General features: G+C 32.2%; 27 protein-coding genes and 4 tRNA genes. 7 read left to right on the forward strand and 24 right to left on the reverse strand.

Annotated features, from left to right (window positions below):
• Positions 1 to 2: 2 nt before the first annotated feature.
• Together ABZC13_RS02880 and ABZC13_RS02885 are read right to left on the reverse strand one after the other, a co-directional pair.
• Entirely contained in the window at positions 3 to 1,115 is a 1,113-nt protein-coding gene (locus ABZC13_RS02880; protein WP_372999792.1) for an ATP-binding protein, read from the reverse strand.
• A 92-nt stretch (positions 1,116 to 1,207) separates the two neighbouring features.
• Positions 1,208 to 2,476, reverse strand: a complete 1,269-nt coding sequence (locus ABZC13_RS02885) for an ATP-binding protein (protein WP_372999795.1) — start codon at positions 2,474 to 2,476, stop codon at positions 1,208 to 1,210.
• Between the two features lie 314 nt (positions 2,477 to 2,790).
• On the opposite strand from ABZC13_RS02885, the gene ABZC13_RS02890 reads away from it, so the two are divergent.
• Positions 2,791 to 3,564: an NYN domain-containing protein gene (locus ABZC13_RS02890; protein ID WP_372999798.1), complete on the forward strand. Its 774-nt coding sequence runs from the start codon at positions 2,791 to 2,793 to the stop codon at positions 3,562 to 3,564.
• 254 nt (positions 3,565 to 3,818) lie between these two features.
• On the opposite strand, the gene ABZC13_RS02895 is transcribed toward ABZC13_RS02890, so the two are convergent.
• The 7 genes from ABZC13_RS02895 to ABZC13_RS02925 form a co-directional block, all read right to left on the reverse strand.
• Positions 3,819 to 4,118: a hypothetical protein gene (locus ABZC13_RS02895; RefSeq protein WP_372999801.1), complete on the reverse strand. Its 300-nt coding sequence runs from the start codon at positions 4,116 to 4,118 to the stop codon at positions 3,819 to 3,821.
• A tRNA-Arg gene (locus ABZC13_RS02900) sits at positions 4,119 to 4,194 on the reverse strand. It abuts the gene before it with no gap.
• An 88-nt stretch (positions 4,195 to 4,282) separates the two neighbouring features.
• Entirely contained in the window at positions 4,283 to 4,420 is a 138-nt protein-coding gene (locus ABZC13_RS02905) for a hypothetical protein (protein WP_372999804.1), read from the reverse strand.
• Positions 4,421 to 4,588: 168 nt separating this feature from the next.
• A tRNA-Met gene (locus ABZC13_RS02910) sits at positions 4,589 to 4,665 on the reverse strand.
• A 52-nt stretch (positions 4,666 to 4,717) separates the two neighbouring features.
• Positions 4,718 to 4,794 (reverse strand) — tRNA-Arg (locus tag ABZC13_RS02915).
• 66 nt (positions 4,795 to 4,860) lie between these two features.
• Positions 4,861 to 5,079, reverse strand: a complete 219-nt coding sequence (locus tag ABZC13_RS02920) for a hypothetical protein (RefSeq protein WP_372999807.1) — start codon at positions 5,077 to 5,079, stop codon at positions 4,861 to 4,863.
• Positions 5,080 to 5,085: 6 nt separating this feature from the next.
• Positions 5,086 to 5,313, reverse strand: coding sequence for a hypothetical protein (locus ABZC13_RS02925; RefSeq protein ID WP_372999810.1), 228 nt, complete (start codon positions 5,311 to 5,313; stop codon positions 5,086 to 5,088).
• A gap of 172 nt (positions 5,314 to 5,485) precedes the next feature.
• On the opposite strand from ABZC13_RS02925, the gene ABZC13_RS02930 reads away from it, so the two are divergent.
• Positions 5,486 to 7,351 (forward strand): putative bifunctional diguanylate cyclase/phosphodiesterase, encoded by a 1,866-nt coding sequence (locus ABZC13_RS02930; protein WP_372999813.1) that lies wholly within the window; start codon positions 5,486 to 5,488, stop codon positions 7,349 to 7,351.
• Here ABZC13_RS02930 and ABZC13_RS02935 read toward each other — a convergent pair.
• The gene (locus ABZC13_RS02935; protein WP_372999816.1) at positions 7,344 to 7,847 is read right to left on the reverse strand and encodes a hypothetical protein; all 504 of its coding nucleotides are present in this window, start codon (positions 7,845 to 7,847) and stop codon (positions 7,344 to 7,346) included. The two genes, ABZC13_RS02930 and ABZC13_RS02935, sit on opposite strands and share 8 nt — an antisense overlap.
• A 150-nt stretch (positions 7,848 to 7,997) precedes the next feature.
• Positions 7,998 to 8,807: a TerB family tellurite resistance protein gene (locus ABZC13_RS02940; protein ID WP_372999818.1), complete on the reverse strand. Its 810-nt coding sequence runs from the start codon at positions 8,805 to 8,807 to the stop codon at positions 7,998 to 8,000.
• A gap of 303 nt (positions 8,808 to 9,110) precedes the next feature.
• On the opposite strand from ABZC13_RS02940, the gene uvrB reads away from it, so the two are divergent.
• Together uvrB and ABZC13_RS02950 are read left to right on the forward strand one after the other, a co-directional pair.
• On the forward strand, positions 9,111 to 11,093 hold the full coding sequence (uvrB, locus tag ABZC13_RS02945) for an excinuclease ABC subunit UvrB (RefSeq protein WP_372999821.1): 1,983 nt from the start codon (positions 9,111 to 9,113) through the stop codon (positions 11,091 to 11,093).
• Positions 11,094 to 11,246: 153 nt separating this feature from the next.
• On the forward strand, positions 11,247 to 11,810 hold the full coding sequence (locus ABZC13_RS02950) for a DedA family protein (protein ID WP_372999824.1): 564 nt from the start codon (positions 11,247 to 11,249) through the stop codon (positions 11,808 to 11,810).
• 97 nt (positions 11,811 to 11,907) lie between these two features.
• Here the strand turns inward: ABZC13_RS02950 and pckA are convergent, their stop codons facing one another.
• Entirely contained in the window at positions 11,908 to 13,491 is a 1,584-nt protein-coding gene (pckA, locus tag ABZC13_RS02955; protein WP_372999827.1) for a phosphoenolpyruvate carboxykinase (ATP), read from the reverse strand.
• Between the two features lie 168 nt (positions 13,492 to 13,659).
• Between pckA and ABZC13_RS02960 the strand changes: the two genes are divergently transcribed.
• Positions 13,660 to 13,734, forward strand: a tRNA-Val gene (locus ABZC13_RS02960).
• A 16-nt stretch (positions 13,735 to 13,750) separates the two neighbouring features.
• On the opposite strand, the gene ABZC13_RS02965 is transcribed toward ABZC13_RS02960, so the two are convergent.
• The 4 genes from ABZC13_RS02965 to ABZC13_RS02980 all read right to left on the reverse strand — a co-directional run bounded on the left by ABZC13_RS02965 (position 13,751) and on the right by ABZC13_RS02980 (position 17,978).
• Positions 13,751 to 15,658 (reverse strand): diguanylate cyclase, encoded by a 1,908-nt coding sequence (locus ABZC13_RS02965; RefSeq protein ID WP_372999830.1) that lies wholly within the window; start codon positions 15,656 to 15,658, stop codon positions 13,751 to 13,753.
• 181 nt (positions 15,659 to 15,839) lie between these two features.
• A complete protein-coding gene (locus tag ABZC13_RS02970; protein WP_372999832.1) occupies positions 15,840 to 16,172 on the reverse strand; it encodes a hypothetical protein in 333 nt (110 codons plus the stop codon).
• 3 nt (positions 16,173 to 16,175) lie between these two features.
• Positions 16,176 to 16,772, reverse strand: coding sequence for a hypothetical protein (locus tag ABZC13_RS02975; RefSeq protein WP_372999835.1), 597 nt, complete (start codon positions 16,770 to 16,772; stop codon positions 16,176 to 16,178).
• A gap of 54 nt (positions 16,773 to 16,826) precedes the next feature.
• On the reverse strand, positions 16,827 to 17,978 hold the full coding sequence (locus ABZC13_RS02980; RefSeq protein WP_372999838.1) for an NAD(P)/FAD-dependent oxidoreductase: 1,152 nt from the start codon (positions 17,976 to 17,978) through the stop codon (positions 16,827 to 16,829).
• Between the two features lie 51 nt (positions 17,979 to 18,029).
• On the opposite strand from ABZC13_RS02980, the gene rimO reads away from it, so the two are divergent.
• Both rimO and tilS read left to right on the forward strand, forming a co-directional pair.
• A complete protein-coding gene (gene rimO, locus ABZC13_RS02985) occupies positions 18,030 to 19,343 on the forward strand; it encodes a 30S ribosomal protein S12 methylthiotransferase RimO (protein ID WP_372999840.1) in 1,314 nt (437 codons plus the stop codon).
• Positions 19,336 to 20,337, forward strand: coding sequence for a tRNA lysidine(34) synthetase TilS (gene tilS / locus ABZC13_RS02990; RefSeq protein ID WP_372999843.1), 1,002 nt, complete (start codon positions 19,336 to 19,338; stop codon positions 20,335 to 20,337). Before rimO ends, tilS begins: the two co-directional genes overlap by 8 nt.
• Here the strand turns inward: tilS and ABZC13_RS02995 are convergent.
• The 8 genes from ABZC13_RS02995 to ABZC13_RS03030 are packed head-to-tail and all read right to left on the reverse strand — an operon-like array spanning position 20,326 to position 25,859.
• Positions 20,326 to 20,859, reverse strand: a complete 534-nt coding sequence (locus ABZC13_RS02995) for a hypothetical protein (RefSeq protein WP_372999847.1) — start codon at positions 20,857 to 20,859, stop codon at positions 20,326 to 20,328. The genes tilS and ABZC13_RS02995 overlap by 12 nt on opposite strands.
• Positions 20,849 to 21,415 carry a hypothetical protein gene (locus ABZC13_RS03000; protein WP_372999850.1) on the reverse strand — a complete coding sequence of 189 codons (567 nt, stop codon included), beginning with the start codon at positions 21,413 to 21,415 and terminating at the stop codon, positions 20,849 to 20,851. Before ABZC13_RS03000 ends, ABZC13_RS02995 begins: the two co-directional genes overlap by 11 nt.
• Positions 21,412 to 22,428, reverse strand: a complete 1,017-nt coding sequence (locus ABZC13_RS03005; protein WP_372999853.1) for a hypothetical protein — start codon at positions 22,426 to 22,428, stop codon at positions 21,412 to 21,414. Before ABZC13_RS03005 ends, ABZC13_RS03000 begins: the two co-directional genes overlap by 4 nt.
• Positions 22,422 to 23,261, reverse strand: coding sequence for a tyrosine-type recombinase/integrase (locus tag ABZC13_RS03010; protein ID WP_372999856.1), 840 nt, complete (start codon positions 23,259 to 23,261; stop codon positions 22,422 to 22,424). Before ABZC13_RS03010 ends, ABZC13_RS03005 begins: the two co-directional genes overlap by 7 nt.
• A complete protein-coding gene (locus tag ABZC13_RS03015) occupies positions 23,242 to 23,697 on the reverse strand; it encodes a hypothetical protein (protein ID WP_372999859.1) in 456 nt (151 codons plus the stop codon). Before ABZC13_RS03015 ends, ABZC13_RS03010 begins: the two co-directional genes overlap by 20 nt.
• Complete coding sequence (locus ABZC13_RS03020; protein WP_372999862.1) at positions 23,687 to 24,310, reverse strand: lysophospholipid acyltransferase family protein; 624 nt, start codon at positions 24,308 to 24,310, stop codon at positions 23,687 to 23,689. Before ABZC13_RS03020 ends, ABZC13_RS03015 begins: the two co-directional genes overlap by 11 nt.
• A complete protein-coding gene (miaB, locus tag ABZC13_RS03025) occupies positions 24,303 to 25,604 on the reverse strand; it encodes a tRNA (N6-isopentenyl adenosine(37)-C2)-methylthiotransferase MiaB (protein WP_372999865.1) in 1,302 nt (433 codons plus the stop codon). Before miaB ends, ABZC13_RS03020 begins: the two co-directional genes overlap by 8 nt.
• Before the next feature lie 9 nt (positions 25,605 to 25,613).
• Positions 25,614 to 25,859 carry an HP0268 family nuclease gene (locus ABZC13_RS03030; RefSeq protein ID WP_372999868.1) on the reverse strand — a complete coding sequence of 82 codons (246 nt, stop codon included), beginning with the start codon at positions 25,857 to 25,859 and terminating at the stop codon, positions 25,614 to 25,616.
• Positions 25,860 to 25,930 lie beyond the last annotated feature (71 nt).

Raw genomic sequence — 25,930 nt, forward strand, 5'->3', positions numbered from 1 at the left:
CATTATATACAAATATCTCCTAACTCTATTATAAAACATATTCCATCATCTGTATTTTTTACAGTTATATTTCCTGCATGGTGCTTTTCAATAATAGTCTTAGCCATATATAACCCTAATCCGGTTCCACTTTTTTCATCTTTGGTAGAGAAGTAAGGGTTAAATATTTTATCAATTATATCTTCTTCAATACCTCCGCCATTATCACATATTGAGATTGTTTTATCTTTAGTGGTAATTTTAATATATCTATTTTCTATATCTTTTTCATTAAAGTTATCTTGCGCATTTTTCAAGATATTTAGAATAACCTGCATCATTTCATTACTGTAAAGTTCTATATCAATAGTAGATTTATAGTTCTTGATGATTTTGATATTATCATTTAGAAGTGAGGCTTGGATTATATTTAATGACTTTGAAATCACCTCATCGAGTTTTACCCATACTGATTCTTTATTTGGTTTATAAAAGTTTCTAAAATCATCTATAGTAGCTGTTAGATTTTGCACATACTCATTTATATCTTTTATTTTGTGAAAAAAATACTCTGTATATTCCTCTCTACCTTCTTCAGTCGTCAAGTCAAAAAACTCCAGTTCCATCTTTATTTGCAGATCTATAGCAGCTGAGGAAATTGCGCCAAGAGGCTGTCTCCATTGATGAGCGATCATACTGATCATCTCACCCATTTGTGCCATTCTAGTTTGTTGCGCAAGCATCTTTTGATTCTCTTTTAGGCTTTTTTCTACTTCTCTAATATCTGTAATATCTTTGTCAATACCTTGATATCCAAGTAAGGCACCATTTTTATCTAAAATAGGAATAGCACTTGTAAGCACAGTGACTTCATGTCCATCTTTATGGGTATGTGTATTCTCTAGATTTACTATATTTTCTTTTTTTTCAACATAAGCAGCAAACTTTTCTTTAACTCTAATAGCTTCTTCTTCACTCATAAAGTCAAATGGTGTCTTACCTACTACTTTATCAGCATGAAAACCCAAAAAATTATAAACATTCTCACCACAATAAGTATATACACCACTACTGTCTACTTCCCATAGCCAGTCACTGATATTTTCGAGTATTTCTTTATGTCGTAGTTTTTTCATTGTTTATGTTATTATTATTTACTTTACAATAATATTAAACATAGCAACAATAATAAACAATAATCTAATTTAACAATCTTAAATTTTAAAATTTAGTGGCTGATCAAAGGTAAGGAAATAATAAAACAACTGCCCGATTTAATATTTTTTACACTTAATGAACCTTTCATTCTTGTCTCTATAATATTTTTGGCAATATAAAGTCCTATCCCCATACCATGAGAATGGTATTTAGTGGTAAAATATGGATCAAAGACAGAGTCTATAATATTAGTATCGATACCAGCACCGTTGTCACTTATTTCGATGATTCCTTGATCATCCAGGCAGCTAATGGAAATAGTAATTTTCCCTTGCTCAATAATCTTTTCTTCCATTTGTAATTTAATCGCATCTATAGCATTGTTAAACAAAATGAACATTACCTGCTTGAACTCGTTTTCAACACCATAGAAATGTAGATCACAATTGCTTATAAGTGTATGAGTAGTTTTATTACTTTTAAGTTGAGCATTTAGAATTGTTAAAACTTCTTCAATACTTCTCTGCGGAGAAAAAGTAATCATATCTCTCTCCGGATTTAGAAAATTTCGAAAATCATCAATTGTGTCAGACATATAATTAATATTTAATGAGACGATCTCCATCTTTTCATGGAAATCCTTCTTCTCAAGAGAACCAATAGCATACTGTGTCTCCAAATTTGCTGTTGCTAATCCAATAATATTTAATGGCTGTCTCCACTGATGTGCGATTGATTCAAGCATCTCTCCCATTGCCGCTTGACGAGACTGATGGATTATAAGACGTTCTTGATTCTGCTGTTTTTCTATTTCCTCTTTAACTCGCTTTTCAAGTTCTTCGTTAAATGACTTTAGCTGTTCTCTTTGCTGATCCAATATTTTGAGACTTTCTTCTAGATCAAGTTGTATCTTTTTTAGTTTTGTTATATCTCGACCGGCACCTACTGTGCCGATAATTTTCCCATCTTTGTCATAAAATGGAGCCTTATATACTTCGAGATAAAGAAGTTCTCCTTTTACATTTCCGTACTCTTCAAATTTCATGGCTTTATTGTTATCTATAACAACTTGATCCGAGTTAAAACACAGTTCACCAAATGTATGCCAATCCGGTTTGTCACTATGAGCTTCTCTCTCCCGTAGAGCAAAATAGACATCATTTTTTCCTATAGGTTCTTTCGTGTCTTTTGCCATTAGTAAGCCGTCACATATAGATTGATTTGCATAAAGGTATATTCCATTTAAATCTTTAACCCACAACATATCAGGGAGATGCTGAGTAAGAAGTTTAAGTAACTCTGAATTGTGCTCTTTTAAATCTGTAATTTCAAATGGCATGACTGTCCCCTAATTGTTCTTATAAAACATAAATCATATTTAATATTATGGCGTAATGAAATAAAAATATATATAAAATTGTAAATATATTTTATTATGAAGATTTACCGGTAACAATACTTAAATACTAATAATGATTGTATAGGGCTTATTGTGGTGTTATACATATATTTTTGGCTAGTCTATATTTCAAAATCTGTATTTTAAAATCTAATAATTTATACTGCCTATTCATTTTACATACTTTTTGTATAATAAATAACAAAGTGCAATAATTTTCTAGAAAAAAAACATAAACTTAATTAGGAATTAAAATGAAAAATATGTATAAAAACAACATTGCAATGTTTATAGATTGCGATAATGTAAGTTCAAAATATATAGAAAGCATATTTGATGATTTATCTCAATATGGAACCGTAAATATTAGAAGAGCTTATGGAGATTGGAAAGATAAACAACTTTACGGCTGGGAAAATATTTTACAAGATTATAATATTAAACCTATTCAGCAGTTTGCTTACACTAAAGGTAAAAATGCAACAGATATAGCTATGATTATTGACATTATGGACATCTTATACACAAAAGACCTTGAAGCTATTGTTTTAATAACTAGCGATAGTGATTTTACTCCTATTGTCACAAGAATATTATCTGATGGACTAACGGTGTATGGATATGGAGAAGCAAAGACGCCTATGGCATTTGTAAATGCATGTTCACAGTTCATATATGTTGAAAAATTAAGTGTATTACTAAATGATGAGACAGTAGAAGATATTTCTAAAAATAACAAGCATCAAGCTATTACTGAAGCTGTTACAAAATATGTTGGAAATAACTATGATATACGAAAAGACTATAAACTTATTAATCTACTTAAGCAAGGTGTTGACGTAACATCAGATGAGCAAGGATGGGCAGATGTCAAAGATATGTCTATGTATATAAGAAAAAATTCTTCTTTTTCTCAAGTTAACTATGGATTTAAAAAAATGGGCGACCTCATTAAGGCACTAGACTTATTTGATATGGAATATGTAGGAGACAGAAAAACTCAACTAATGATAAGAATAAAAAAATAATATCATGAAAAAAGCAAATCGAACGTCTATATGACACTACCGGTCAAGCAAAAAAATGTTTGCAGATTACTTTCAACCTATGAAGGATAATTTTTGGTTTGTTAGTCAACTTAATTGAAATTACTAGCATTGCTGATTATGGATGTATTGGTTATAAACACTTTGAAAGTTTATCTTCACAAGAAGGTAGCTTGCATTGGAATAAAGGCATATAAAGAATAATTTCACTTTCTTAAACTACGCCATATTCAATATTATCTTTTAGTTTTTCTAGCTATTTTAAGTACACGTGATAATTCTTTTGTTTGTAAATCATATCCTTCTATAAAATATAATTTATTGACAGCTTTTAAATCATCAGAAGTGTTTAGAGAATTATCATATACTTCTTCCGCTGTATAATTAAGGCATTCATAATTATTACCATCCATATCTTCCCCTCTAGCGTATTTTCTACCTATTCTAATATCAATTAAACGATTATGTATTTCTATCTTAATTTTTTCTTTTTCTTTTTCTTTAAATAATCTAAACACTTCGTTCCTTTTATTCATTGGTCTCCCTACGTGGACTCGAACCACGAGCTATCCCTTAGGAGGGGACTGCTTTATCCAGTTAAGCGATAAGGAGTACGGTATGTAAGTATATTACATTAAATCAATGCCGTGAGTGTCATTAATTTAATTTATTATGTAAGTTTTGGAAGAATAAGTTCTTACTATAAAGATAGGAGTGTTTTTGCTACTTCGACATTAAGTCCCGCTTTGCTGCAAGCTGTTTCCATGTTTTCATTATTATCTAATAGTCTTAAAAGTACTTTTACTTTTTCTGTCTGTTTTATATTTCTAATTGACATTTATATTCCTTTTGTTTTAAATTTTCATTAAATCATTTAACAATAGGGAGATAACAAGTTGACGGGTTCTAAAAAGTGTTTAATGTGGCTTAGTGATACGATACGTAAGTCTAGTTAAAATTGTTTAAAAAATGTTGTTATAAAACCTATACATAAAGGATTTAGTTTTGGTTGCGGAAACAGGATTTGAACCTGTGACCTTCGGGTTATGAGCCCGACGAGCTACCGAACTGCTCTATTCCGCGACGTTTAGTAAATTAAGAATTAGATTTGTGGGAAATAATCATTAAGTAAGTATGGTGCGCCCGACACGATTCGAACGTGTGACCGCTGGTACCGCAAACCAGTGCTCTATCCAGCTGAGCTACGAGCGCACACCATCTCTATTTTGAGAGGATGAAATTATAGCACTTTTAGCTTATAGTATCCTAAATCCAGAACTAAAGTTCTGTTTTTCTCAATATTTTCTCTATTTCCTTATCTTGAAGGAATAGTTCATGAGTTCTTCTTACATAAGCGTGAAGCATTTTTTTCAAGTCATTATTTCCATCTACGTTGAAGTCTTTTGCCATATGCTGTTCTAAAAATGGTGCAAAATCATCTTCAACATCGACATCAAAACGACGACCTCCTATATGTAAACCTATTTTTTTACTCATGAATTCTTAGCCTAAAATACTTTCTATTTTTTCAACTATCTCTTCTATTTCTAGATCTTTCATAACATTTGCTTCTGTAAGTTTTTCTATCTCAAAGTCTTTTGCTTCATTTTCAGCTTTGAGTGTAACAACTTCTATGCGAAAATTTTTATTCTCTTCTTTTAAAGTGTTATAGTTTTGTAGTATTTGTGATACTTTATCGTTTAATTTATCTAAATTTGTTTGATTTTGCATTAAAATTCCTATCTGTTTTATATGGGTATAATTCTATCACAAATATTCTAACCTTAACTTTACTCGTCTAAGTAATTCCTTAGTTTTTGGACCTATTTTCTCTAAACAGTAATTGATTAGAAGAACTTTGGTTATAATAATTTTTTATATTTACATGGAGATGTAACATAGTATGCTAGACAATATGAACTTTTACAACTTTATGCACAAACAGATTCTTATCTTAATAGGACTCTTTGCCAGTACAGGACTCTCTTATGTCTTTATAGGTAGTCTATACAATTCTTACCTTCCTGAAATATTATGGTATTTGCTTATTGTTTTAGTTTCTTTTTGGGGTTTTAGACTATATAAGTCATATTCACCTAATAACTATTCTATAGAAGAAAAAGAGAAGTGGTTGGCACAGACCAGATATTTCCTTTTTACCTATTTCTCAATATGGACTATCATCTTTTTTGTATATGTTTCTAGAGATGCTGTGGAGCTGCACTACATAGCGATAGCAACACAACTTGGGGTTTCAGTAGTTTCTACCACAATCTTAGTATCAGAAAAAAAGCTAGCTCTATTTATACTATCTTCTTCTATGCTACCAATTACAATCTATCTTATTCTTGTCGGTGAGCCTTACAGTTATCTTCTTGCAACTTTAACAATAGTCTTAGGATGGGTACTTCTGTATGCTTCTAGAAACACTTATAACTACTTACAAAAAAGTAAGTTTCAAGCCTATCATGATTACTTGACTAAACTTGGAAACAGACGCTACTTCATAGAACTGCTTGAAAATGCAATAAAACTTCAAAAAAATGACCATAAGTATGTATATCTTTTGCTAATTGATTTAGACCATTTCAAAACTATTAATGATACTTTAGGCCATGATGTTGGAGACCTCTTATTATGTGAAGTTGCTAATAGAATGTCTATGATTTCCAAAAAGCATGGAGCCCATGTATCTAGACTTGGCGGAGATGAGTTTTGCATATTAAGCTCTACATGCAAAGATAAGGATGTATGTTTAAACAATGCTATAGCCTTTGCAAATGAACTATTAGACTCTATTAAACAGACATATGTAATCCAAGAACATCATATGTACATTAGTGCAAGCATAGGTGTAAGCATTATAGACAATCCAAAAATGAAAGCCGGAACTTTTATAAAAGAAGCAGATATTGCTATGTATGAAGCGAAATCTCAAGGAAGAGATGGAGTAATGATCTTTAATGACGAACTTTCAGTAAGAGTTGAGAGAAAACTTGAGATAGAAAGATTTTTGCATTTTGCTATTGAAAACAATGAAATTACTCTACAGTATCAACCTCAACTTAATTCCGACTCGGAAGTTATTGGTTGTGAAGTACTTGTTAGATGGTATAACAAGGATTTAGGTCAGGTTGGTCCTGATGAGTTTATTCCTATTGCTGAACAGACAGGATTTATAGTAGAACTAGGATACTTCATACTAGAAGAAGCTTTTAAAACTTTTAGCGATTGGGATAAAAAAGGAATAGACCTCAAGCAGCTTTCTATTAACATCAGTATGCGTCAGATGTTTCACAATACTTTTACTGATGATGTAGCCCAGTTATGTAAAAAATATCTGAACTCGGAACTAAGTTCAAAGCTAATGTTTGAGATGACTGAAACTAGTGTTGCCGAAGATATAACTAAACTGATAAGCACCATGAATAAAATCAAACAGTGTGGTATTCGCTTCTCTATGGATGATTTTGGAACAGGATATTCATCTCTTAGTTACTTAAGGCAAATACCAATCGATGAGCTGAAAATAGATAAATCTTTTATATCAGAATTAAATGATGTAAGTAAAGATACAAACATGGTAAAAACTATTCTAAATATTGCTAAAAACTTGAACTTAAGTATTGTTGCTGAAGGTGTTGAAACTCAGTTGCAAAAAGAGTTTTTAATAGAGGAAAAGTGTGATATTTTACAAGGCTACCACTTTTCAAAACCAGTTAATAAAAACGAGTTTGAAAAGTATGTCTTAGTTATAGAAGCTACTTAGCTTCTATAACTTTTTTCAGCTCATCTTCTGAACTGATTGTTACGATTTCTGTAATTGATTTATTATCAATATATGCAACTACAATTTTTTCTACATTCATATCAGCTCTATATGGAGCTGCAACTTTTTTATCATCTAAAAGCAAAACAGTATGTTTAAAATCTTTTAATCCTGGAAGAATAAACATACTTCTGATCAGAGAAGGTGCAGCACTAACATCTGCAACAAACTGAGTATTGTTATCACTTAAATATGTAGGTGATTGAGTAACAAAGTAGTCATTACATGTATGTGCTATATCTTTTGAAAATGCAAAAATAACTTTTTTAGTTCCTGCATCTAGTACTTGTGCTTTTTCAAACTGATCATTTAATGCCATATCTGATAGACTCTTACCTACAACTAACTTTGGTTCTACAGCTAGTTCTTCAACATCTTTTGAACTACATCCTAAAAATAGCAACGCAGCCATTAATCCAACAATGATTTTTTTCATATTATCTCCAACTTTATTTTTGACATACTACAATATACAAAGTTGAAATTATGATACTAATAAAACTTAGTTATAATTATTAATAATTTTCAAAGTAGCTACTACTTAAATATAATTCTATTTCGAAAGGAGCATTTCTCAACTTGCAATCTACTGTTTTTTTATCTCTTTAAAAATCTCATACGCTTGATTTATCTCTTGAGTTTTAGCTGTAGCTTCTTCTATGTAGGCTTCATCATTATCTTGTGATTTTATAATATCTGGATGGTATTGACGCACAAGTTTTCTATACGTCTTTTTAACTAGACTCATATCATCGCCTTCATTTACACCTAAGATCTTACAAGCTTCTTCAAGATTCATTGATTGGTGCTTATTTTTGAGCATATTTTCAAACTTGCTCACCATAGCATCATATTCAGATGGAGTGACATTTAGCTCTGAAACTATTTCACGTAAAACTCTGTCTTCATCAGAACTAATCCCATTATCTACAAATGCAAGTTGTATTAAAAATTCTATAAATTGTTTGCGTTTTAATCTACTGCGACCAAGTAGTATATTTAAAGATTGTGCTATCACTTTTGTGTCGTCATCTCTCTCTTTTTCTTCATTGAAAATTTCTTTTAAGATAGCTCTTGTTTTATCTTTATCTTCAAATATAGCAGAAATGTCATCAAACATAATACCAATAAGCTGTGCTTCAAGTTCTTGTACTCTTCCATCTGCTTTAGCAACTTTTGCAACAAGTGCAATAAAAAGTCCCAACTCACTCTCTCTAAATAACTCTTTAGAGCTTGATATCTTTCTTAATTTACTTTTAGCGTAGACTTTATATAGTTTAAATGCTACATATAAAGAAGCTACAATCCAAAGTGTTACCCATATATTTACGATAAATATATAATAAAATAGCAGTAAAACTATTGCTAAATATATCCATTTTTTTAATTTAATCATTTTTAACCTTGTTATTTATACTTACAAATTTACCTAAATTTCTTATAACTATTTTTATTATACTATTGTATAAACAATATTAAAGAGCGATAATAGTGAGTCTGAACAAACTCATCTAAAAGGCAAGTTAATCAAACTATATAATGTAGTACACATTTATTATACAAACATAGGTAATGGACTTTTAAAACCTTGTGAAATGCCAAAAGAAAAAGTAATAGATTTTATTTTAAATATAAACTTCAAGACAACAATACACTCATAAATCCATAGAAAAACAGCAATTTAGCTATAATTTCATCAATGAAAAAAGAACCGAATTTTATAGCAAATACTCCATACGAAGCAGCTGGTGATCAGCCTACAGCTATCAAAGAGTTAAGTGAATCAATACTAAAAGGTAATCGCTATCAAACACTTGAAGGTGTTACGGGTAGCGGTAAAACATACACTATGGCCAAGGTTATAGAGAACGTTAAGATGCCTACTATTATTATGACTCATAACAAAACTCTTGCTGCTCAACTATACAGTGAGTTTAGAGAATTCTTTCCAAATAATCATATTGAGTACTTTGTTTCTTACTATGATTATTATCAGCCTGAGGCTTACATACCTAGACAAGACCTTTTTATAGAAAAAGATAGTGCTATAAATGATGAGCTAGAGCGTATGAGACTATCATCAACTGCCAACCTTCTTTCTTACGATGATGTTATTGTTATAGCATCTGTATCGGCAAACTACGGTCTTGGTGATCCTGAAGAATATCTCAATATGGTTCAAGCCTTAGAAGTTGGAGATGAGATATCTCAGAAAAAACTTCTACTTCGTTTAGTTGAGATGGGCTACAGTCGCAATGACACTTATTTTGACAGTGGTCATATACGTGTTAATGGAGAAAGTTTAGATATCTATCCACCTTACTTTGAACAAGAAGCAATTCGTATAGAATTTTTTGGCGATGAAATAGAGGCTATTTATACTTTTGAAGTTATTGATAATAAAAGATTAGAAGATCATAAAAGTTTTACTATCTATGCTACTTCACAATTTAGTGTTTCTCAAGAAAAAATGGCAGTAGCAATCAAGCGCATCGAAGAAGAGCTAGATGATAGACTTGAGTACTTTCAATCTGCTGGAAAACTTTTAGAGTATCAAAGACTTAAACAGAGAGTTGAGTTTGATTTGGAGATGCTACAAACTACCGGTATGTGCAAAGGAGTTGAGAACTACTCAAGACTTCTTACAAATAAAAAGCCGGGAGATGCTCCATTTACTCTGCTTGACTACTTCGCTCTTAATCATAAAGACTATCTAGTAATAGTAGATGAGTCTCATGTTTCACTTCCTCAATATCGTGGTATGTATGCAGGAGACAGAGCTAGAAAAGAGGTGTTGGTTGATTATGGTTTTAGACTTCCCAGTGCTTTGGACAACCGACCGTTAAAGGCTGATGAATATATAAATAAAGCTCCGCATTATCTTTTTGTATCAGCCACTCCTGCTGAGTATGAGCTTGAAATGTCTAGTGTAACCGCACATCAGATTATCAGACCAACTGGACTTCTTGACCCAATTTTAGAGATAAAAACATCAGACAATCAAGTTGAAGATATACATGATGAGATTAAAAAAATCACGCCTAAGAATGAAAGAGTTCTTATAACTGTTCTTACTAAAAAAATGGCTGAAGCACTTACAAAATATTTGGCTGACTTAGGCATAAAAGTTCAGTATATGCACTCTGATATAGATACAATTGAACGCAATCAAATCATACGTGCGCTTAGGCTTGGTGAGTTTGATGTTCTTATAGGAATAAACTTGCTTCGTGAAGGTTTAGACCTTCCAGAAGTATCTCTTGTCGCAATCTTAGATGCTGACAAAGAAGGCTTTTTAAGAAGTGAGACTGCACTTATCCAGACAATCGGTCGTGGTGCTAGAAATTCAAACGGCAGAGTTATACTTTATGCAAATAAAATAACAAAATCGATGCAAAAAGCTATAGATACGACTACTTCAAGAAGAGCTATTCAAGAAGCTCATAATAAAGAGCATGGTATAACACCAACGACTACTATTCGTAAGCTCGACACAAACCTAAAAGTAGAAGATTATGGTGGTATTTACCAAAAGCACAAAAAAATGGATAAAATGCCAGCATCAGAGAAGAAAGCTATAACGAAAGAGCTGTCTTTAAAAATGAAGCAAGCAGCAAAAGAGTTAAACTTTGAAGAGGCTGCTAGACTTCGTGATGAAATAATGAAAATAAAACAACTATAATAATCGCACTAGTGCAATGGGCTATCCGTCAAAGAGAACCTAGTGTTAACGTAAATGTCGGAAACATTGCGCCCCTTGAGGGTATACTTCCGACATTGTCAGAAATAGATGAAGGTTTCCTTCATTTTATGAAATAAAATTAAGGATTAATTTTTGGAAGATACTTTTACTAATTTAGCAACTTATGGATATATAGGACTTTTCCTTTACTCACTTGGTGGTGGTTTCGTAGCACTTATCGGGGCAGGTGTATTATCTTTTATGGGAAAAATGGACTTAACTATGTCAATAGCTATTGCTTTTACAGCTAATGCAATAGGTGATGTACTACTTTTTTATATGGCACGATACCAAAAAACGATGATGATGGAAGGTCTACGTAAACATAGACGTAAATTAGCACTTGCTCATGTAATGATGAAAAAAAATGGTTCATGGATAATACTAATTCAAAAATTCGTTTATGGAATCAAAACTCTAATTCCTATTGCTATAGGACTTACAAAATATGACTTTAAAAAGTTTGCTATCTTGAACGTACTGAGTGCCGCTGTTTGGGCATTAGTATTTGGACTGGGAAGTTATTATTCGGGAAGTGTTTTAGTTAAACTTGCTGAGACTATTGGTGACAAACCTTGGATAGCACCTATTATTTTGGTATTTTTCGGAGGAGCTTTATGGCTCTATATGGAAAAAGCAACTAAAAAGAAATCGTAAGTACCATTGTTGTAGATTATGCAAAATATCCAACTAAGTCTAGGCTCTACTAGCCTGCCGTGTTGGATATTTGTGTAAGATGCAGTAAAGCTAAAAGCTAGCTTCCTACTATTGGACCAAATGGCGCATAGTCTGTATGCTCTCCATCTTGGTATTTTTTATAGTTAGCTACAAACATCTCAGCTAACTTATCTCTAGTCTTATCAAAAAGTTCTTTATCTTCCCAAGCATTACGAGGATTTAAAATATCTGGATTAATCTCACCTAGAGTTTTAGGAACATTAAGTCTAAATGTTTTAGTAGTATCAAATTCACTCTCTTTAATGGTTCCATTTAAAATAGCATTGATGCAAGCGCGAGTATCTTTTATACTCATTCTCTTGCCAACACCATAACCGCCACCTGTCCAACCAGTGTTAACTAAATAAACATTTACGCCGTGCTCATCTATTTTTTTACCAAGAAGATCTGCATAAACTGTTGGATGAAGAGGTAAGAAAGCCTCGCCAAAACATGCAGAGAATGTTGCAACAGGCTCAGTAATACCACGTTCTGTTCCAGCAACTTTAGCAGTATAACCACTTAAAAAGTAGTACATTGCCTGCTCTTTTGTAAGCTTAGATACTGGCGGTAAAACACCAAAAGCATCTGCTGTTAAAAAGATAATGTTTTCAGGATGACCAGCCATTAAGTCATGTTTATGGTTTTCAATATGTTCGATTGGGTAAGAAACACGAGTATTCTCTGTTTTACTTCCATCTTCATAATCTACTTCACCTTCACCATACATTACAACATTTTCAAGCAATGCATTTGTTTTAATAGCATTATAGATTTCAGGTTCACTTTTTCCATCTAGGTTAATTACTTTAGCGTAACATCCACCTTCGAAGTTAAATACACCGTGATTATCCCAACCATGTTCATCATCTCCGATTAAAGCACGATTAGGATCAGTTGAAAGAGTAGTTTTACCTGTCCCGCTTAGTCCAAAGAAAAGTGCAGTATCTCCATTTTTACCAACATTTGCAGAACAATGCATAGGAAGTTTACCTTCCAGTGGTAACCAGTAGTTCATCATTGAAAAAATTCCTTTTTTCATCTCACCACCGTACCAAGTACCACCAATAATTGCAATGTTGTTTTCAACATCAAACATTACAAATACCTCAGAGTTTAATCCGTGTTCTTTCCATTTATCATTTACAGCTTTACATGCATTTAAAACTGTAAAGTCTGATTTAAAAACTTCTAACTCTGGAGCAGTTGGACGAATAAACATATTTTTTACAAAATGTGACTGCCAAGCTATTTCAGATACAAAACGAACTGACCTTTTTGAAGCTGCACTTGAGCCACAAAAAACATCTGTAATATATAAATCTTTACCTGAAAGTTGTTCTTGAGCAACTTTTAAAAGTTCTGCAAAAATATCAGCAGAAACTTTTTTATTTACATCACCCCACGCAATGTACTTGTTTGATGGATCACAATCCACGAAGTACTTATCTTTAGGGCTACGACCAGTAAAAATACCTGTATCAACAGCTGTCGCACCTTTTTTTGTTTGTGCACATTCGCTATTTTCAAGCTCATGTTGAATTAACTCATCATAACTTAGATTATGATGAACCTTACCAATATTTTTTAATCCTAACTCTTGTAACTCAGTTAAACTCATAACTTACCTTTTGGGTACTTTTTTTAATAGTGAAATTATACACTCACTAAACATAAATTAAATATAAATATTGCGGCTAACTAAAGAAAAATTGTTTTAAGATTTCTTGGGTAAAATTATGCCCTCAATTTACTTGTATAACTCAATCTGTATACTAAGAAAAATTGTGCTCGATTAACTCAGTGGTAGAGTGCTTCCATGACATGGAAGAAGTCACTGGTTCAAGCCCAGTATCGAGCACCATCAAATATTTCTTTTCTTATAAACTAACAACACAGTTTCTACCTTTTTCTTTTGCCATATAAAGTGCTTTATCAGCTCTGTCAAATAAATCATCTTTTGTATCTCCAATTTTATATGATGTTACTCCTATGCTCGATGTTACCTTATGTTTTTGATTGTAGCTACTCTTTTCAATAAATCCACATAAGTTTTTTGCAAATAACTCAACTGATTCAGCTTTAGTATTTGGACATATAATCATAAATTCATCTCCACCTTGTCTAACTACGATATCAGTGTCTCTGGAATTATCATTTATTACTTTTGTAAACTCTATTAAAACACTATCTCCTATAGAATGTCCATGTGTATCATTTATATTTTTAAAATAATCAATATCTAGCATAACTATAGACAAAGGTTGACCGCATAATTGTGCCAATTTCATCTCATTATCCATAACATTTTCTGCTTTCGTACGATTATATAAACCTGTTAGCGGATCGGTCAATGATTTTTCATGATATATATTTGCTTTTTTTTCGGTTTTGATTAGATTTTTTTTACCTATATTAAGCTCTTGAACCATCTTTGAAAAATTATGGTTTAACTGATCTATCTCTTCTATATCACTTTGGATTAACGGTGTATTAATATTATCACTACCTACAAATGTTGTTTGTCTAGATAGTTCTTGTATTGGTTTTGTGATCTTTAGTGAAAATGACCTTGACCTTTTTATTGTGTATAACAAAAATCCAAAGTAAAAAACTATTGCAAATACTATCGCGCTATATCCGATGATATCTGCATATTTTTTAAGTTGATTTATAGAGTGAAATATTGTATTTTTTTCAATTAATAACACTAATCTCCACCCCGTATCTCCAACTGTCGTTTGCAATAACAGGTAATCTACAGAGTTTACATTTAACTCAAACATATCTGTTTTATTTTTAAAATGTCTTATAAATTCTTGAGTAAAAGGTTTGTCTTTATTCATTAATAAATTAAACTCTAATGGCTTTACAATTGTCTTTTCTATTGTCCCCGTATAGTTATGATTCAACAACTCTTTAATTTTCACTATTTCTTCAATCTTTTTTGGCATTGCTAAAATACTTCCTTGCTCATCAAGCATAAAGATACTGGCATTCCAAGGTAATTCATGCTGTAACATACTTTTTACAAAACTATCAATAGTTATATCAATACCGGTTACACCTTCTAAAAAATCTTTATTATAGATTGGAGCTATGCAAGATATCATCCAACCATTTCCTGCAGGATCTAAATATGCACCAGTCCACACAGACTCTCTTTTAGGGTTGTGCTTTGCATCTGCTAAATAGTAGAAGTTATATTCACTTATATTAATACTTGGACCAAACACATCATAGATAGAATCAATATATGGATAGATTCTATTCATATTATCCCAACTATTAAAATAGACAGCCGTAATATTTGGATTGGAATCCACGATATTTTTGAAGTTAATGTCCATTATCTCTGATCGTAGTGCTTTTGCTCTTTCTTTCTCTGTGATTTTAGTGCTAGACGAATAATAAAGAGCCGAACCTACTTTATTTGATTTATAGAACACACCATTTTTGGCGACTTCAAACCTTGGCGTTCCTGCAGGTAAATAGCTAATAGAAGCATTTGAAAAGAAAGATTCATGTTCTTTTTGCAGTATCTGACTCAATCTTGATATTTCAGATAAGGTAGTTCCAATATATTTTGATTCATTTAAAAGTATCTCATGTCCATGTCTTTTAGCCTCTTTTATGAAAGTAGATTTAATAAGATTGTAAACATACGCATTTGCAACAAAATATAAGATAAAGAGTAAAACTGCGATAACAACCGTTGGTATCAAAACGGTGTTTTTATGATGATTAAAAAGTAGTTTATTAAGATTTAACTTATTACTGTCATTCATCATGAAATCCTTTTTTAAGCTTATCAAATATTATAATCCTTTATATATAATTTTTTACTCCAATTGATTATATAAATAAATTATTTAAGTTTTATAAGTTTAAACAGGGAAGGAATCGTAAGATTTATGGGTTATCCACCATAAATCTTGATTATAAAAGAAGATGATTTTGTTAATAGTTTTAAAATCTATATGAACTTTTTTTTCCATCTTGTTCAACTTGAATGGATGAACGAAGCACATAAAGATAAACAGCTGTTTTTTTGTAAAATATTTTTTGATAAATTTCTTTTGAGTTTGTAGGATCATAACCTACGGCCTCAATATTATCTCTCCTGTCTATCATAACACAGTCATTTGCAATAGCATACATACTTAGGTCAGTTAAGTTATCAGCTTTATCTACCGGTGCTTTTTCAAGCTGTTCAATCGTCGGGCACGCTAAGGTTTTTTTCTTTATTATGTCTGCATGTGCAAAACCTGCAAGAAGAAGAATTGTTAAAATATATCTCACTTATTAGTCCATTTGGTATTTAAAGATAATACTTGCATAACCAGTTACAATATTATCAAAGTCATATTTAACAGCACCATCTGTTGCACTTGCATTTAGACTCATAAATCTTGCACCTACTTCGAAGTCTGCACTTTTTCCTAGGTGTACATTTACGCCTACATCTCCACCCATATAACCATCACCTAGTTTAACTGTGTTAGAATTCTTTTTATCTTCAAATCTCATATCTACTTTACCTGCATTTACACCAAAGTAAACATTAGCCATTTTAGAAAAGTTTAGAAGATATTGAACTTCTACGCCATAAGCGCGAGCATAATCAAAATCACCCCCGTCAAAAGCTCTAGCACTTAAAAACAGTCTGTAGTTACTTGACTCTGCCCCTATCTTAATACCACCGTGATTTAAGTTAACGGTTGCTCTATCTGTAGTTATAGCACCTGCAATACGCTCATAATCAAAAGCACTATATCCAGCTTCAAAACCGATCAACGAGTTTATATTAAACTTATATTTTGAGTCATCTAATGAACCAGCTGAAAGAGACGATGCTACCAATGCTGTAGCAACAATTACCTTACTTATTTTTTTTAACATTCTTCACCCCTTTATATTTAAAACAATTATACCTTGTAGCTTTTGAAGCAAACTTTAAAGCGACCTATTAATCTCTTTGGCACAAATAACACCGCTGCTAAATGCCCACTGGAAGTTATAACCTCCAAGTTCTCCTGTTACATCGACAACCTCGCCTATAAAATGTAGGTTTTGTACAGCTTTTGATTCTAAAGAGTCTATATGTAACTCTTTTGCACAAACTCCTCCTCTGCTAACTTCAGCTTTCGTAAAACCAAAATTACCGGCCGGTGCAAACTCATATTTATGGATAGTTAAAAGTTTTTCTTTTATTTCTTTACTTAATTTTTTACACTCTGTATCATCAACACCTATTGCTTTTAGTATTGCTTGTGAGAGTCTTTTTGGCAAAGGGATTACTGAAGAGACAAGCTTTTTACTTCCGTTGACAAGATCTAGTATATTTTTATTTGGCAAAAAATCTATTGATATATTTCCTTTTTTCCAATATAGAGATGCCGAGAGAACTGCCGGTCCACTTATACCCTTATGTGCAAAAAGAAGATCTTCATCCAAGACTTTATCATCTACTTTAATATGGACATAACAGCTTAGACCACTTAACTCTTTCATCCAAAACTGATCTTTTTGAACAGTAAGTCCTACAAGTGCGGGAGTGAATTCTTTAGTAGTAATATCAAAACTTTTTGCTATCTCAAGTCCTATATCACTTGCTCCCAATGTTTTAAAGCTCTTTCCACCAGTTGCTACTATGACTCTTTTAGCTTTTGTCGTTCCTTGAAGTGCCTGAACATAAAATATATCATCTTTTTTTGTAACACCTAAGATCTCTCTGCTCAATATAAGATCTTGGTGTTTAGTCAATCTTTTTAAAATATTTATAATTTCATCCGAAGAGTCTTTACAAAAGTAGTAACGATTTTTTCTTATAACCGGAGTTAGAGAGTTTATTTGTAAAAAATCCAACAAATCATCTTTAGAAAAACGTTCTAATACACTAGATACTAGATTCATATCTCCATCAAAATTATTTTTAGAGACACTCACATTTGTAATGTTACACTTTCCGCCACCTGAAATCTTGAGTTTTTGAGCAACTTTAGCATTTACATCAATAATTCCGACACTCATTTTTTTACTTAACTGGGAGGCACACATCAAGCCACTTGCACCTGCACCTAATATTAAAACATCATATATTTTCATGTTGGCATTATACTTTAGATATAATACGAAAAATATTTAAAAGTGGTAATAATGAGCAATAAACTTCACATAGTCTCTCTTGGCTGTACAAAAAATCTTGTCGATACGGAAGTAATGATGGGTAAACTTCAAAACTTTGAACTTACGGATGCTCAAGATGAGGCAGATGTAATCATAGTAAACACTTGTGGTTTCATAGATGCAGCAAAAGAAGAATCAGTAAATACTGTACTTAGTCTTCATGATGCAAGAAAAGAGGACTCCGTTTTAGTGATGGCGGGTTGTCTTAGTGAAAGATACAAGGAAGAACTTGCTACCCAGATGCCAGAAGTAGACATTTTTACAGGGGTTGGTGATTATGATCATATTGATGAACTTTTAAAAGAAAAAAAGAGCCGTTTTTCTGATGAAGTTTTTCTTATTGATGGAAGTGAAAGAGTTGTAACTGGTTCAACTTACCATGCTTATATAAAACTTTCCGAGGGCTGCAACCAAACATGCAGCTTCTGTGCTATTCCATCTTTTAAAGGAAAACTAAACTCTCGTAATTTAGACTCTATTGCTGCAGAAGTTGAAAGATTAGTTGCTAAAGGTTACTACGACTTTAGTTTTGTATCCCAAGACAGTTCTTCTTATCTTAGAGACCAAAACATCAAAGATGGACTTAGCCTCCTGATTCAGAGAATCGAGCTTATAGAAGGTGTTAAAAGTGCTAGGATCCTCTATCTTTACCCATCTACAACAACCATATCACTTCTTAAAAATATAGCAAAAAGTAAAATCTTTCATAACTACTTTGATATGCCGATTCAACATATTAATGATGATATGCTTCGTATGATGAAGCGTGGTTTTGGAAAAGAAAAAACTACTGAGCTTTTAGACTTTATGCGCTCTCTTCCAAACTCTTTTGTAAGAACTAGTTTTATTGTTGGGCATCCAGATGAGACTGAAGAGATGTTTGAGGAGATGTGCGAATTTGCTGCATCTTTTGGATTTGACAGAATCAATGTTTTCTCATATTCAGACGAGGAGACGACACCAGCTTATGACATGGCTAATAAGATTTCTGCAGAGCTTATAGCATCTCGTGCTCAAACTCTGGGCGATATTGCATCTGAGTGTACTCAAAAATCATTAGAGAGTGAAGTAGGCAAAGAGATAGAGCTTATCATTGATAGTGAGAGTGACGAACATGAGTATCTTTTAAGTGCTAGAAAGACTATCTGGGCACCTGAGATTGACGGGGAGATATATGTTAATGACAGAGCTAAAGATGAAGATCTAGAGTTTGGTAAAATCTATAAAGCCAAAGTCACTGAGCTTGTTGGAAACATCTTAACTGCAACAGTTGACAATGCTTGAAATTTCATCGCTAGAAGTACTCAAAAATAAAAAAAATCTTCTAGCCTTCTCCGGAGGTGCAGACTCAACTGCCCTCTTCTTTCTTCTTTTAAATCAAAATATAAAATTTGACATTGCCATTGTCAACTACAATGAAAGAGTACAAAGCATCGAAGAAGTTGCATATGCACAAAAGCTTGCATCTACACATAATCTAAAGTGCCATACGCTAGTCGCTCCTAAAATCACTAAAAACTTTGAATCAAAAGCACGAGAAATAAGATACGATTTTTTTGAAGAGCTTATCAGTAAATATGGCTATGAGAATCTTCTAACTGCCCATCATCTAGGAGATAGATTTGAGTGGATGCTGATGCAATTTTGCAAAGGTGCCGGTTGTGCAGAGATAGCGGGAATGCAAAAAGTCCAAGAAAGAGATTTTTACACTTTAGTTCGTCCCCTGCTTCATTTAGACAAACAAGAACTATATAAATATTTAGACAAAGATAAGATTAAGTACTTTGAAGATGAGACTAATCAAAACGAAGAGATAAAAAGAAACTCATTTAGGCACAACTATTCAGCACCTCTTTTAGATAAATATCTAAGTGGTATCAAAAAAAGTTTTGACTACATAGATGACGATAGACAAACCCTAATCCCCGAGGTAGAGATCAAACATATTAATGATTTAACATACTTTAAAAGTCTGCAAAAGCAAAGAGCAGATATATTTATAATAGATAAAATTTTAAAATCAAAACTCTATATGTTAAGTGCCGGTGAGAGAGAACTGTTAAAGGATGAAAAAGCTCTAGTTGTTGGAAGAAAATTTATAGTTTCAAATAATGGAGGCTTTATTTTCATAGCTCCATACTCTAAAGATGACTCTAAAATAAATATGTCTCATGAGTTTAAAGAGGAGTGTAGAATTTTAAAGGTGGAGCCTAAACTACGTCCATTTCTTTTTCAAAATGAAGAAGTATTTGAAAAAGTAAAAGAGTTACTTAGCTAATATTTTTTGACTATTATAAACCTTCATCGTAAAGGATGAAGCAATTAGTTCGTGGTCCCTTTTAAAGTTTATCGGAAAATTAATCCCAATAATCCAATCACCTTTATTTACAGCATCTAAAAACTCATAAAAACTCTGTGGAGAATTAATCGATGATGTTGTATTTACTTCATATACCGTAAATTCATCTTCGTTATCAAGAAGCACTTTTTTAGATAGCTTCAGTGTAGTAAAATAAGGACTGTGTTGCTTCTCAAACCTCTCACTGTTAAACGAGTTATCAAATGCTGTGATAATATGAGCATTATCAGATTGAAGTTGCTTTAACTTGTTTAGAGTAGAGTTACTAAACTCTTCATATCTTCTAAGTTCCATACGGTCTTTATTTAATATACTTCTTTGCTCTCTATACTCTTTTCCTTTTGGAATCAATACAAGAAATGAAAATAAGAGAACAAATATAAGTAAAAATATAGATACAGAGAGCAGATAAATGCTCTGTCTTGAGATATTAATTTTCATTATCTGCTTCCTCTTCTTCTTTTTTATTATCAGTAGATTCAAGTGCTAATTCATCTTCATCTATGTAGTTCGTAGATACAAACTTCAGCCAGCCATTTGGAGCTGGATAAAAGCTGCTATATGTTCTGTGAAATATAGAACGCAGAGGGGCTTGAAGCATAAAGTTATATACATCTTTATTTGGTGTTACCCCATATAAAATAAGTCCATTTTTAAGTAAAGAAGCTTCTGAGAGTGTGATTCTTTGAGGTACTAAGTCAAATAAATTTGCGATTGAATCTTTAAGAACTGTATTTTTAGTATTGATTCTTTCGTAAAGTAATGCTTCTTTTTCTATAAAAGTTATCTGAGCTTTCATGCTACTAATACCAGACTCTAACTCAGCTCTTTTTTCAATAATATCTTGTGTATTTTGTTCAAATCTATAATCTTTAAAAACTAGAAATAGATATGTTATAAAAAGCATAAAAAGTGTGATGCTAAAAAAACTAAAAAGTAGTTGCAGTTCTGATGAAAAGATATGTTTTTTTCTTGGTTTTATATAGCTGTATTTCATTTTAAGTCTGCCTTTGCCATCTCACAAACTTCGGCACCTAAATCTAAATGTCTAACAAAAACACTTAAAAACATTTCCTCTTCCAAGTACCTTTTTAAGTCACCGCTAACACCTATAGAATCTGCGATATAAACACTCTCTACAAATTTGCTCTCATATCTGTAATCTTTGTAAAATCTATTTATAGAACTTTGAATAAGTGAAAATCGTTGATAGTCTTCATTGAACCCACTTCCATCATCAACAGAAGGCTCATCATATTCATCTGTGAATTTTTCTTCATCGTCTTCTGACTCAGCAAACTCATCAATCTCATCTATAGAATCCAAGTCTTCAATATCTCCAAAATCATCAAGCCCTTCTATGTCACTCATAGCATCTATATCATCTAGATTTATACTGCCTTCAAGATCTAAGTCTATATCTTCTTCACTATTTTCATCCATAAGCAGTTCTTCATTATCATCACCGTGATCCATATCTATATGATCGCCATAAAGAAGCTTGGATTTGTCAAAAACACAGATAGTAATGTAGTTATCTTCTAAAAGTATATAAAGAGCAAGATGGCTATCTATCTTGTCTTTAAAAAAGTTTGACAAAATCATAAATGGAGAGAATATAAAGTCAACACCAACCTTAGAATAGTTATATTTGATTATGTCTAGATTAGGTTTTGATGTGTAGTATGCCCATTGATTTGGATGACAAATATATTTTGATGACTCAAGGTCGTGAAAGATTGACATATCCCTATTTACACAAGTAGGAATTGCACCTTGCGCATCTGAAGTGTCTAAAACAGAAATATAATGAAATGGAGATTCTGAGATAAAGGAGTCAATATACTCACGCATTTTATTACTGAGTTCTGTAGTATCGAAACTCTCTGAGTCGCTATTAATTAGGCCTTTGTTATTGCACTCTTCTACATATACAATACTTTGTGAACGCTGAACAACAATATTGATAAATACTTTATGATATAAAGCTTCAAAAAGCTTACCTAACACTGCTCATCTCCGCAAAGTGGATGTGCTTTGTTATAGTTTTGTTGTTTCAATGCACTACCTAATTTTGTATATATTTGTGTTGTTGCCATACTAGAGTGACCGAGCAATTCACTCACATCAGCTATTGGTGCACTACTGTTAAGAAGTGCTGTCGCATAAGAGTGACGAAGCTGATGAGGCGTGACCTTAAGTCCGACTCTTTTAAAGACTTTATTAACTGTATATCTTAGACTGTTTTCGCTTAATCTTTCATCATTTGCTTCAAAAAGAAATATTTTTGGACAATTATTGGATAAATATTCATCTATTAATACTCTTGTTGTGTGTAAAAGTGGCACATCTCTGTGTTTATTTCCCTTACCTAAAACTCTAACCCATTCATTAGATATATCGCTTAACTTTATAGATGAAAGTTCAGAAATCCTTAGACCTAAAGTGTAAAGCATTGTTACAACTAACTTCTCATAGAACTCTGCATGTTCGAGTGCTTCAATGATATGTTTATGTGAGATAGGCTTAGGAAGAGTTTTTGCGACTTTAATACTTTCATCTGCTTTTAAAGATATTTGCATATTATTATCATTTAAAAATTTTACAAAAGTTCTTATTGCACTGAGTTTTTTACTTATGGTTTTTGGGTTTAACTGTGAAATTTTTATGCGATAAGGCATAAGGTTTATCGTAGTGTGGTTATTTTCTTCAATAATCTCTACGTATTCCAACGCTTCTTTTATTGCTTCATCATAGCTTTTTATTGTTAGGTCAGAGTAACCTCTAAAATCTTCTAAAGATTGTAAAAATTCTACTCTTTTGCTACTTATTAACTTTTTCAAGTAGTTTCTCAAAACTGTCGTGATATCTTGCAGCAGCATCAACTAAGTCTGTATCAGTTACAACACTTGGAGCAAGTTTTATATAGGCACTTATCATAATATTACATATCGTTCTTATTTTTGCTTTATCAGCATCTGAGATAACATCATGAGTGGCAATTTTATTTATATCATACGTATATTTTTTAGCGTCTTCTATGTAAGAAACATACTTCAATGATGTAATAGACTGCGCCATTACTGTTGAAGCCATACGGTTGTAAACATCCATACTAAAAGCCTCTTTGGCAAGAGTCAAAGCTTCTTTATAGTCGCCTACTTCATAATAATACTTTGCTTTTAGTGATTTTTCATAAGATGGATTCATAAGGAAATATCCACCCATGGTCACTATCATTAAAAAAGCTACACTTGGAATCAATACTCTAGATTTCATAATTGTCTAACCTCTCTTTAATAAAGATTCTTGCATCTTCGAGCTTCATGTCACTTACATCTAAAGGCTCGCTTGCATGAAAATGTAGCGTACCAAAAGGTTTTGGAACTATAAATTTATCCCAACTTTTGAACTGCCAAAACTTTGTAGGCATAATTCTAACAAGAATTACTTTTGCCTTAGTTTTTCGTGCCATTACCATTATACCATCTGCAACTTGATGTCGCGGCCCTTTTGGTCCATCTGGAGTTATACCTATATCATAACCTGTTTTTAGACTCTTTATCCCTTGCATAAGGACTCTAGCTGCATTTCTATTTGAAGAACCAGAAATTGTATCTAATCCAAAATATTTAATTGTTTTAGATATCAATGCACCATCAAAGTGAGAAGAAATTAGAACATTTGCATGTGGCGTTTTTCTGTAGTTCATATAAAAATGTGAGAACATTAAAAGCTCACCATGCCAACAAGCAAATATGATCGGCTCATCATTTATTGTCTCTGAAGCATGAAACTGTTTTTTGTTCGTTAAGTAGATAAGTCTTATTAATAAAGACGCTATATATGGGATAAAAAATAGAGCAAGAGAACGAGAAATCTTTTTACGCAACTACTTCCCCTGTTAAAATTGTTCTTCCTATAGAAGTTATCTTAACATCTCTAAATTCTCCCAAAAGCTCATCAGAACCTTTTACTTTTATAACGATGTTGTCATCACTTCTACCACTTACATAATAGTCTTGAATAAGATCTTCAAAATATACTCTATAAGTCTTACCAAGAGATGTAGCATTTATCTCATCTAAAATCTCAGTATGAAGACTTTGAAGTGTTGTTAGTCTATCAGATGCTACTTCTTCATCAACTGTGTTAGTGAAGTGTTCAGCTTCTGTCTCAGGACGAGCCGAATATTTAAAAGAAAAAATCTGATTAAATCTAACTTTGCGCATAACATCCAAAGTATCTTCAAATTCTTCGTCACTCTCACCTGGAAAAGCAACGATAATATCAGTAGAGATGCTAACTTCAGGGCACTCAGCACGAAGTTTTTCAACACGATTTAAGAACCACTCTTTCGAGTAACCTCTTTTCATGTCTTTTAAAACTTTTGTAGAACCACTTTGAAGCGGCATATGCATTGATTTACATATTTTAGGATTATTTGCGAACTCTTCTATAAACTCATCATCCATGTGAAAAGGGTGAGGAGATGTAAAACGAATACGCTCTAGTCCTTCTATCTTAGAAAGCCTTCTAAGTAGTTCTGAGAAGTTTACTTTTTCATGATTACCAGAGAAACGGCGGCCATAGTTATTTACATTTTGTCCTAAAAGAAAAATCTCTTTTGCGCCATTTTCTACTGCTCTCTGGGCCTCGTTAACTATAAGGTTATCCGGGATAGATATCTCATCACCACGAGTTTTAGGAACTATACAGTAAGTACATGCCTTGTCACAACCTATAGATATATTTATGAAAGCTTTATATGGAGATGTTCTAAAGTCATCAAAAGCAAATTCACTCTCATCATAATTTATATCTATCTCTACCGCTTTGTCTTTATGTAAAACTTCAGTAATCTTAGATACATTTCTAGCACCTAAAACGAAGTTTACATATGGTGCTCTTTTTATTATTTCTTCGCCTAAGTGAGATGCGGTACAACCGCAAACACCTATCTTGGCATCCGGTTTTTTCTTTTTGTTAAAAACACCAAGTTCTGAGAAAAGTTTAGAGACTGGTTTTTCTCTAACTGAGCATGTATTTATCAGAATAAGGTCAGCTTCTCTAAAGTCATCAATTGCTTCATAACCCTCTTTCTCGGTTAGCTGAGCAATCATATGCTCACTATCACGAGAGTTCATGGCACAACCTAATGTCTCAATAAATAACTTTTTACTCATTAATTCTCTTTAGCTAATAATGTGTACTTGGTACATATACTCATTGTCTGAAAGTCCAAATTTAACTTCACTCATGTAAAAACTCTTACCTTTTTCTTCAAAATAATCTTGAAGTTCTAATAAATCTTTATGAGAGTTTTCTCTGTCGAAGTAAAAAATCATACTTCCTTCTTTTTCAACACTTGCTTCGATTTTTTCTAAATCAGCTTTTTTTGGTTTTGTATCAATATCTGTTCTAGCAAATTTTAAATCCATTATTTATCCTTGTTCTACTATTATAAAAGTCTTGCATTATATACAAACTCTACTAAAAGTCATATTAAAGT

This window comes from Sulfurimonas sp., assembly GCF_041563035.1.
In the GTDB taxonomy this organism is placed as follows: Bacteria; Campylobacterota; Campylobacteria; order Campylobacterales; family Sulfurimonadaceae; genus Sulfurimonas.

Excerpts from the sequence above, each read along its gene's own strand:
- ABZC13_RS02880 (WP_372999792.1), bottom strand. The coding sequence starts at position 1,115 with ATGAAAAAACTACGACATAAAGAAATACTCGAAAATATCAGTGACTGG.
- ABZC13_RS02885 (WP_372999795.1), bottom strand. The coding sequence starts at position 2,476 with ATGCCATTTGAAATTACAGATTTAAAAGAGCACAATTCAGAGTTACTT.
- ABZC13_RS02890 (WP_372999798.1), top strand. The coding sequence starts at position 2,791 with ATGAAAAATATGTATAAAAACAACATTGCAATGTTTATAGATTGCGAT.
- ABZC13_RS02895 (WP_372999801.1), bottom strand. The coding sequence starts at position 4,118 with ATGAATAAAAGGAACGAAGTGTTTAGATTATTTAAAGAAAAAGAAAAA.
- ABZC13_RS02905 (WP_372999804.1), bottom strand. The coding sequence starts at position 4,420 with ATGTCAATTAGAAATATAAAACAGACAGAAAAAGTAAAAGTACTTTTA.
- ABZC13_RS02920 (WP_372999807.1), bottom strand. The coding sequence starts at position 5,079 with ATGAGTAAAAAAATAGGTTTACATATAGGAGGTCGTCGTTTTGATGTC.
- ABZC13_RS02925 (WP_372999810.1), bottom strand. The coding sequence starts at position 5,313 with ATGCAAAATCAAACAAATTTAGATAAATTAAACGATAAAGTATCACAA.
- ABZC13_RS02930 (WP_372999813.1), top strand. The coding sequence starts at position 5,486 with ATGCTAGACAATATGAACTTTTACAACTTTATGCACAAACAGATTCTT.
- ABZC13_RS02935 (WP_372999816.1), bottom strand. The coding sequence starts at position 7,847 with ATGAAAAAAATCATTGTTGGATTAATGGCTGCGTTGCTATTTTTAGGA.
- ABZC13_RS02940 (WP_372999818.1), bottom strand. The coding sequence starts at position 8,807 with ATGATTAAATTAAAAAAATGGATATATTTAGCAATAGTTTTACTGCTA.
- uvrB (WP_372999821.1), top strand. The coding sequence starts at position 9,111 with ATGAAAAAAGAACCGAATTTTATAGCAAATACTCCATACGAAGCAGCT.
- pckA (WP_372999827.1), bottom strand. The coding sequence starts at position 13,491 with ATGAGTTTAACTGAGTTACAAGAGTTAGGATTAAAAAATATTGGTAAG.
- ABZC13_RS02965 (WP_372999830.1), bottom strand. The coding sequence starts at position 15,658 with ATGAATGACAGTAATAAGTTAAATCTTAATAAACTACTTTTTAATCAT.
- ABZC13_RS02975 (WP_372999835.1), bottom strand. The coding sequence starts at position 16,772 with ATGTTAAAAAAAATAAGTAAGGTAATTGTTGCTACAGCATTGGTAGCA.
- ABZC13_RS02980 (WP_372999838.1), bottom strand. The coding sequence starts at position 17,978 with ATGAAAATATATGATGTTTTAATATTAGGTGCAGGTGCAAGTGGCTTG.
- rimO (WP_372999840.1), top strand. The coding sequence starts at position 18,030 with ATGAGCAATAAACTTCACATAGTCTCTCTTGGCTGTACAAAAAATCTT.
- tilS (WP_372999843.1), top strand. The coding sequence starts at position 19,336 with ATGCTTGAAATTTCATCGCTAGAAGTACTCAAAAATAAAAAAAATCTT.
- ABZC13_RS02995 (WP_372999847.1), bottom strand. The coding sequence starts at position 20,859 with ATGAAAATTAATATCTCAAGACAGAGCATTTATCTGCTCTCTGTATCT.
- ABZC13_RS03000 (WP_372999850.1), bottom strand. The coding sequence starts at position 21,415 with ATGAAATACAGCTATATAAAACCAAGAAAAAAACATATCTTTTCATCA.
- ABZC13_RS03015 (WP_372999859.1), bottom strand. The coding sequence starts at position 23,697 with ATGAAATCTAGAGTATTGATTCCAAGTGTAGCTTTTTTAATGATAGTG.
- miaB (WP_372999865.1), bottom strand. The coding sequence starts at position 25,604 with ATGAGTAAAAAGTTATTTATTGAGACATTAGGTTGTGCCATGAACTCT.
- ABZC13_RS03030 (WP_372999868.1), bottom strand. The coding sequence starts at position 25,859 with ATGGATTTAAAATTTGCTAGAACAGATATTGATACAAAACCAAAAAAA.